Here is a 6,159-nt window from a genome sequence, read left to right as displayed (position 1 = left end):
TCACACCCGTTCCCATTCCGAACACGGCAGTTAAGCTCTTCAGCGCCGATGGTAGTTGGGGGTTTCCCCCTGTGAGAGTAGGACGCCGCCAAGCAGATGATTTATATCTTCTAAGAGTTTTAGGAAACATTATATTATTCCGCAGTAGCTCAGTGGTAGAGCATTCGGCTGTTAACCGAACGGTCGTAGGTTCGAGTCCTACCTGCGGAGCCATATGCTTCCATAGCTCAGTAGGTAGAGCACTTCCATGGTAAGGAAGAGGTCAGCGGTTCGAATCCGCTTGGGAGCTTCCCAAACTACCTTTTAAAATTTTTTTACGGCCCGTTGGTCAAGCGGTTAAGACACCGCCCTTTCACGGCGGTAACACGGGTTCGATTCCCGTACGGGTCACCATTTTCAATTCACTTTTTGGAGGATTAGCTCAGCTGGGAGAGCATCTGCCTTACAAGCAGAGGGTCGGCGGTTCGATCCCGTCATCCTCCACCATTTTTAATATTGATTTGCCGGTGTAGCTCAACTGGTAGAGCAACTGACTTGTAATCAGTAGGTTGGGGGTTCAAGTCCTCTTGCCGGCACCATGTTTCACTTATATGTGGAGGGGTAGCGAAGTGGCTAAACGCGGCGGACTGTAAATCCGCTCCTTCGGGTTCGGCAGTTCGAATCTGCCCCCCTCCACCATCTTTTTTTCAAAAAAATGTGGTTCAGTTATATACTTTCTTCTTTAGGGGAATATATAATTACCGCTTTTTATTTTGCTAACTATTAATTTACATATATTGGGCTATAGCCAAGCGGTAAGGCAACGGATTTTGATTCCGTCATGCGAAGGTTCGATCCCTTCTAGCCCAGCCATATGCGAAAGTAGTTCAGTGGTAGAATACAACCTTGCCAAGGTTGGGGTCGCGGGTTCGAATCCCGTCTTTCGCTTTATTTTAATTAGATTTTATACTTAGGGGCCTTAGCTCAGCTGGGAGAGCGCCTGCCTTGCACGCAGGAGGTCAGCGGTTCGATCCCGCTAGGCTCCACCATCTAACTACATACACCAACACTTACGCCTTAAACCTCTTCGGTTTAAGGCTTTTTTTTTGAAAAACAACTTTCTATGGCTGTATCTTTATACATAAAAATGTCCGGTTGAACCATTCTCCTTAACAGTTATAAAATAACAGAAAGGGGGAATAGTATGTCTATTCAAAAAATTTCAGTTATCGGTCTTCCCATGGATCTTGGTCAAACAAGGCGTGGGGTTGATATGGGGCCAAGTGCACTCCGTTGTGCAGGTGTTGTCGAACGAATCCAACAATTGCAGTTAGAAGTGGAAGATTTAGGAGACATCATAGTGGGGAGGCCCGGGACATCTGAAGAGGCTGGCTCAAACTTGAAGAATCTATCACTTGTTTCTAAGGGGAATGCACAATTAGCAGCAAGGGTAGATGAAATTATTTGTAGTGGATCATTCCCTCTAGTTCTTGGGGGAGATCATTCGATAGCAATAGGAACACTTGCTGGGATTTCGAAGCATTATGAGAGTTTAGGGGTAATTTGGTATGATGCCCATGGAGATTTGAACACGGAGGAGACTTCTCCGTCAGGAAACATACATGGCATGCCACTCGCTGTCAGCATTGGACTCGGTCACCCTGATTTAGTTAATCTGCATGGGTATGCACAAAAGGTGAAACCAGAGAATATCGTCATTATTGGAGCCCGTTCCTTGGACGAAGGAGAAAAGGTACTAATACGTGATAAAGGCATCAAGGTCTATACGATGCATGAAATTGATAGGCTTGGTATGACGAAAGTGATGGAAGAATGCATTGAATACTTACGTGATAAAACGGATGGGGTTCATCTATCCCTAGATCTTGATGGGGTAGACCCTGCAGAGGCACCTGGAGTAGGAACACCAGTGCTTGGGGGGATAAGCTATCGGGAAAGTCATTTGGCCATGGAAATGCTTGCGGAGTCAGAGTTGATTACTTCAGCTGAGTTTGTAGAAGTAAACCCCGTACTAGACGAGCGTAATAAAACGGCGATCGTGGCGGTAGCCCTGATGGGTTCTCTATTTGGAGAAAAGCTATTATAACTTAACGCAATATATAAAAGAAACAGTAACCGGTTTTTTTATGGGTTACTGTTTTTCTATATGCTAGAATACAAAAGTATATGATTTAGATAATGTTGAACGAAGGTAACGTTATATGATTCCAAGGCAATCTCCCTCTTCACTTTACTGTTTGCTTTTTCGTTCCGCTTTGGGTCAATTGAAAATATTGATTCATCAGGGTATCAAGTTTGCTACTCACTTCGACCACTTCGTTATCTATCATAGAGGAACGGGAAGCTAAGATAATCATTTTCTGTCTATATCGCTCAATGTTATCTAGTATTTGTTCTGCAGTCATTATCAAGGTTCACTTCCTTTATTTTTACAATTTCTTACTATATATATCCTTGTTTTTTTCGTTTTAAACATAAAATGTAAAAGTTTGCTAAAATAAAAGTAATAAATTATGAAACCTTTTAGCTTGCGATTCGTAATAATCGTATAGCCGCATGAAGCGGGGGTAAAAAACAAAAATGGATGGACTTGTTAAAGAGAGAATAAACCAAGTGTTAAAGGGAGACCACAATGCATTTGGGGAAATAGTCGAAATTTATAAGGATAAAGTTTTTCAAATCTGTTTTAGAATGCTTGGAAACCGGCAGGAGGCTGAAGACCTGTCCCAAGAAGCTTTTGTAAGGGCCTTTGTGAACATTCGCAGTTTCAATATCAATATGAAGTTTTCAACATGGTTATATCGCATAGCGACGAACCTCTGTATCGACCGACTTCGTAAGAAAAAGCCGGATTACTATTTAGATGCGGAAGTCACTGGTACAGAGGGATTGAATATGTATTCTCAAATTGCATCGGACATGGCGATGCCAGAGGAAGAAGTAGAGTCGTTAGAGCTTCAGGAAACCATCCAGGTCGAAATTATGAAGTTGCCGGAAAAGTATCGTTCGGTCATCGTATTAAAATACATTGAGGAATTATCGTTAAAGGAAATCAGTGAGATTCTTGATTTGCCGGTAGGCACTGTCAAAACGAGAATACATCGTGGGCGAGAAGCTTTGCGTAAACAACTGCGCCATTTATAAAAAGAAGGTGAGAAAAATGAACTGCCACGAGGAAATCATTAATTATATGCATGATTATTTAGATGAGGACATTAAACCCGAGCATAAAGAAATTTTAAGGGACCATCTGCTTACATGTCCTGCATGCCGAGATTTTTTCAATGAAATGAAAAAAGCAGTTGCCCTTGTACAAAGCACTTCCCATATCAAGGCCCCGGATGATTTTACGGCAAGGGTAATGGCCCAATTGCCTAAGGAAAAGAAGGCTACGGGGGCAAAGAGATGGTTTAAGGCTCATCCGTTTATGACAGCCGCGGCGATGTTCGTTGTATTAATGACAGGATCGATCTTTTCCACTTATAATCAGGACGAACATTTTTCCGTCTCCAAGCAACCTAACTTATTGGTAGAAGGGGAAACGGTCATTGTCCCTAGTGGGGAAACCATTGAAGGGAACGTTGTGGTTCAAAATGGGGACATACGCATAGAGGGCGAGGTAAAGGGGAATGTAACAGTCATTAATGGTCAGGAGTATATGGCCAAGGCAGGAAATGTAACCGGTGATATAGAAGTCATTGACCAAGCCTTTGAGTGGATGTGGTACAAAATAAAGGATATTGGAATATCTCTACTTCCTTCTACAAAAGAGGAAAGAGGTGGGGAATAATGAAGCTGAGCATAAGCATGGTTCTAATCAGAACGGTGCTTTTGTTCAGCTTTATATTGTATCCAGACAAAAATAGTGGTTACTAGCACTACTTCCCATATAAATTTCTGTACTAGTTTTAGAAGTATGATTTAAAAAATGGTATACTATTAAGGTTATTACATAACGATGGTTATTGTGTTTTTGGAGTATTACGGACTGGAGGAAACAACATGTCTATATCCAATTTGAATGTTTGGGACTATGTAGTAAATTTCATTGATATTTTCCTTGTTTGGTTTGTGATATATAAATTGTTAACTATAATTCGAGGCACGAAAGCCATACAACTGCTAAAGGGAATTTTTGTGATTGTCATTGTGAAAAGCTTGAGCAATCTGTTTGGTTTCAATACACTCGGATGGTTAATGGAACAAGTCATGAACTGGGGTGTTCTGGCAATTCTCGTCATTTTCCAGCCTGAATTGAGAAGAGCACTTGAACAATTAGGACGAGGAAAGATCTTTTCAAGGGGCAGTGCTCCGGAAGAGAATCAACAAGAGCGGTTAGTAGAAGAAATTCTAAAGGCCTCTACGTATATGGCGAAAAGGCGTATTGGAGCCTTGATTACCATTGAAAAAGGAACGGCACTGGGTGATTACGTTGAAACGGGAATTCCTTTAAGGTCCTATATTTCTTCTGAACTGCTCATTAATATTTTCATTCCGAATACACCCCTCCATGATGGGGCTGTTATTTTACAGGATAATCAAGTCGCAGCAGCAGCTTGCTATCTGCCCTTATCGGAAAGTCCGTTCATTTCAAAAGAGCTGGGCACAAGGCATAGGGCTGCCATTGGAATGAGTGAAGTAACAGATAGTGTAACAATTGTTGTTTCTGAAGAAACGGGAGGTATCTCTGTCACCAAAAATGGGGAGCTATACCGCGATTTAAATCAGGAATCATTTAGAGCCATGCTAACAAGTGAACTGGTATTGCAGAATGTCAAAACAACTTCCTCGGGTATCTGGAATTGGAGGGGGAAGAAAAATGGATAAATTCACGAATAGCGCTTGGTTTATGAGAATTGTCGCTTTCGCCTTGGCTGCTCTATTATTTATATCCGTTAATTTCGAGATGGAGTCCGATAAAAAGTCCCTTGGATTGTCCACTGCGCCTGAGAATGGTACGGAAACCATTGAAAATGTTCCGGTTGAAGTGTACTATGATCGTGAAAATTTAGTGGTCAGCGGCGTACCTGAAACGGTGGATGTCACATTGAAGGGGGCAAAAAGCCTTCTGATCAACGCAAAAAGCCAACGGGATTTTAAAGTATATGTAGATCTTTCCGATCCCGAAATCTCGATGGGGGATCGAACTGTCACATTTAAAATAAGCGATTTAAATGAAAAGCTCGTGGCAACGATAGATCCGGAATATGCGGAAGTAAATGTTCAGGAACGGATGACGAAAGAGTTTAAGGTCGATGCAGAATATAACAGTTCATTACTGGAAGAAGGGTATACCGCTGGGCAGCCAACAGTAAGTCCTGAAACCGTAAAAATTACGGGTGCCAAAGATGTAATTGAAAAAATATCCTATGTAAAGGCTAACCTTGAAATAAGGAAAGGGCTAAACGAATCGGTGAACGGGCAGGCAACGGTAAAAGCGCTAGACCGGGATTTGAATAAATTAGATGTCGCGATTGAGCCAGCTTCCGTGGCAGTTTCGTTAAAGGTCAGTATTCCTTCCAAAAAGGTATCAATCGTGCCAGAGCAAACTGGGAAGGCCAAGGCCGGAGTTCGTATCAAGAGTATTAGTGTCGACCCTACAGAGGTAACTCTATATGGACAAGAAGCATCATTGGATAAAATAAATGCATTAAATCTTCCAGTCAATATCTCGAAAGTAGATGGAGATACCGAATTGGAACTTAATCTTTCAAAACCTGAAAGTGTGCAGAAAATGTCCTTAAGTAAAGCTACGGTGAAGATTCGTACCGAAAAAGTGGATGTGGAAGATAAGGATACTGAAGAAGAGGCAGAAGAAGTAGTTGTCGAAGAAGAAAAAACGGTAGATAAGGTTGAACCGGAAACCACGGAATCCAAAACTTTCACCAACTTGAAAATAATCCCGGTAGGTAAACAGGATGATCAAGAAGTGGAATTGGATACGGATGTGATGAGCATTACATTGAATGGGAAAGCGGAAGATCTAAAAAAAATATCTAAAGACGACATTTCGCTCACGGTCGATGTAAGTAATTTAGATGAAGGTAAGCATGATGTTGAACTGGCAGTTAAAGTCCCCGCGGGAGTATCTTGGGAATTAGATTCTAAAAGAGTTGCAGTGTCAGTTTCCATGGCCCAAGAAGAGGAAGAAACGTAACC

The 6,159-nt window shown here is 41.8% G+C and carries 6 protein-coding genes, 9 tRNA genes and 1 rRNA gene; 15 read left to right on the top strand and 1 reads right to left on the bottom strand.

Features of this window, described 5'->3' with window-relative positions:
* The 11 genes from rrf to rocF all read left to right on the top strand — a co-directional run.
* Nucleotides 1-94 (top strand): 5S ribosomal RNA (gene rrf / locus ACQKL6_RS16900); the annotation flags it as partial.
* A gap of 44 nt (nucleotides 95-138) precedes the next feature.
* A tRNA-Asn gene (locus ACQKL6_RS16895) sits at nucleotides 139-213 on the top strand.
* A gap of 3 nt (nucleotides 214-216) precedes the next feature.
* Nucleotides 217-289, top strand: a tRNA-Thr gene (locus ACQKL6_RS16890).
* A gap of 29 nt (nucleotides 290-318) precedes the next feature.
* Nucleotides 319-393, top strand: a tRNA-Glu gene (locus ACQKL6_RS16885).
* A gap of 17 nt (nucleotides 394-410) precedes the next feature.
* A tRNA-Val gene (locus ACQKL6_RS16880) sits at nucleotides 411-486 on the top strand.
* Nucleotides 487-502: 16 nt separating this feature from the next.
* Nucleotides 503-578, top strand: a tRNA-Thr gene (locus ACQKL6_RS16875).
* A gap of 16 nt (nucleotides 579-594) precedes the next feature.
* Nucleotides 595-678 (top strand) — tRNA-Tyr (locus tag ACQKL6_RS16870).
* Nucleotides 679-777: 99 nt separating this feature from the next.
* Nucleotides 778-852 (top strand) — tRNA-Gln (locus tag ACQKL6_RS16865).
* Nucleotides 853-855: 3 nt separating this feature from the next.
* Nucleotides 856-927: transfer RNA gene (locus ACQKL6_RS16860), tRNA-Gly, on the top strand.
* 25 nt (nucleotides 928-952) lie between these two features.
* Nucleotides 953-1,028 (top strand) — tRNA-Ala (locus tag ACQKL6_RS16855).
* A 155-nt stretch (nucleotides 1,029-1,183) separates the two neighbouring features.
* Nucleotides 1,184-2,086, top strand: a complete 903-nt coding sequence (gene rocF, locus ACQKL6_RS16850; protein ID WP_402876116.1) for an arginase — start codon at nucleotides 1,184-1,186, stop codon at nucleotides 2,084-2,086.
* Nucleotides 2,087-2,225: 139 nt separating this feature from the next.
* Here rocF and ACQKL6_RS16845 read toward each other — a convergent pair whose 3' ends face one another.
* Nucleotides 2,226-2,405 carry an aspartyl-phosphate phosphatase Spo0E family protein gene (locus tag ACQKL6_RS16845; protein WP_402876114.1) on the bottom strand — a complete coding sequence of 60 codons (180 nt, stop codon included), beginning with the start codon at nucleotides 2,403-2,405 and terminating at the stop codon, nucleotides 2,226-2,228.
* A gap of 175 nt (nucleotides 2,406-2,580) precedes the next feature.
* Between ACQKL6_RS16845 and sigW the strand changes: the two genes are divergently transcribed.
* The 4 genes from sigW to ACQKL6_RS16825 all read left to right on the top strand — a co-directional run bounded on the left by sigW (nucleotide 2,581) and on the right by ACQKL6_RS16825 (nucleotide 6,157).
* Entirely contained in the window at nucleotides 2,581-3,144 is a 564-nt protein-coding gene (gene sigW, locus ACQKL6_RS16840; protein ID WP_402876112.1) for an RNA polymerase sigma factor SigW, read from the top strand.
* A 16-nt stretch (nucleotides 3,145-3,160) separates the two neighbouring features.
* On the top strand, nucleotides 3,161-3,790 hold the full coding sequence (locus ACQKL6_RS16835) for a zf-HC2 domain-containing protein (protein ID WP_427651532.1): 630 nt from the start codon (nucleotides 3,161-3,163) through the stop codon (nucleotides 3,788-3,790).
* Between the two features lie 212 nt (nucleotides 3,791-4,002).
* Nucleotides 4,003-4,827 carry a diadenylate cyclase CdaA gene (cdaA, locus tag ACQKL6_RS16830; RefSeq protein ID WP_402876108.1) on the top strand — a complete coding sequence of 275 codons (825 nt, stop codon included), beginning with the start codon at nucleotides 4,003-4,005 and terminating at the stop codon, nucleotides 4,825-4,827.
* Nucleotides 4,820-6,157, top strand: a complete 1,338-nt coding sequence (locus tag ACQKL6_RS16825; RefSeq protein WP_427651530.1) for a CdaR family protein — start codon at nucleotides 4,820-4,822, stop codon at nucleotides 6,155-6,157. The genes cdaA and ACQKL6_RS16825 overlap by 8 nt, the downstream gene beginning before the upstream one ends.
* The last annotated feature ends 2 nt before the right edge of the window (nucleotides 6,158-6,159 follow it).

The sequence above is a fragment of the Peribacillus sp. NPDC097197 genome (assembly GCF_050278025.1).
Taxonomy (GTDB): domain Bacteria; phylum Bacillota; class Bacilli; order Bacillales; family DSM-1321; genus Peribacillus.
Note: the sequence above shows the minus strand (reverse complement) of the source record. Positions and strands in the feature narration are given on the sequence as shown.

Bases quoted from the DNA above. Each gene is read 5' to 3' on its own strand.
- rocF (WP_402876116.1), top strand. From the start codon at position 1,184: ATGTCTATTCAAAAAATTTCAGTTATCGGTCTTCCCATGGATCTTGGT.
- ACQKL6_RS16845 (WP_402876114.1), bottom strand. From the start codon at position 2,405: ATGACTGCAGAACAAATACTAGATAACATTGAGCGATATAGACAGAAA.
- sigW (WP_402876112.1), top strand. From the start codon at position 2,581: ATGGATGGACTTGTTAAAGAGAGAATAAACCAAGTGTTAAAGGGAGAC.
- ACQKL6_RS16835 (WP_427651532.1), top strand. From the start codon at position 3,161: ATGAACTGCCACGAGGAAATCATTAATTATATGCATGATTATTTAGAT.
- cdaA (WP_402876108.1), top strand. From the start codon at position 4,003: ATGTCTATATCCAATTTGAATGTTTGGGACTATGTAGTAAATTTCATT.
- ACQKL6_RS16825 (WP_427651530.1), top strand. From the start codon at position 4,820: ATGGATAAATTCACGAATAGCGCTTGGTTTATGAGAATTGTCGCTTTC.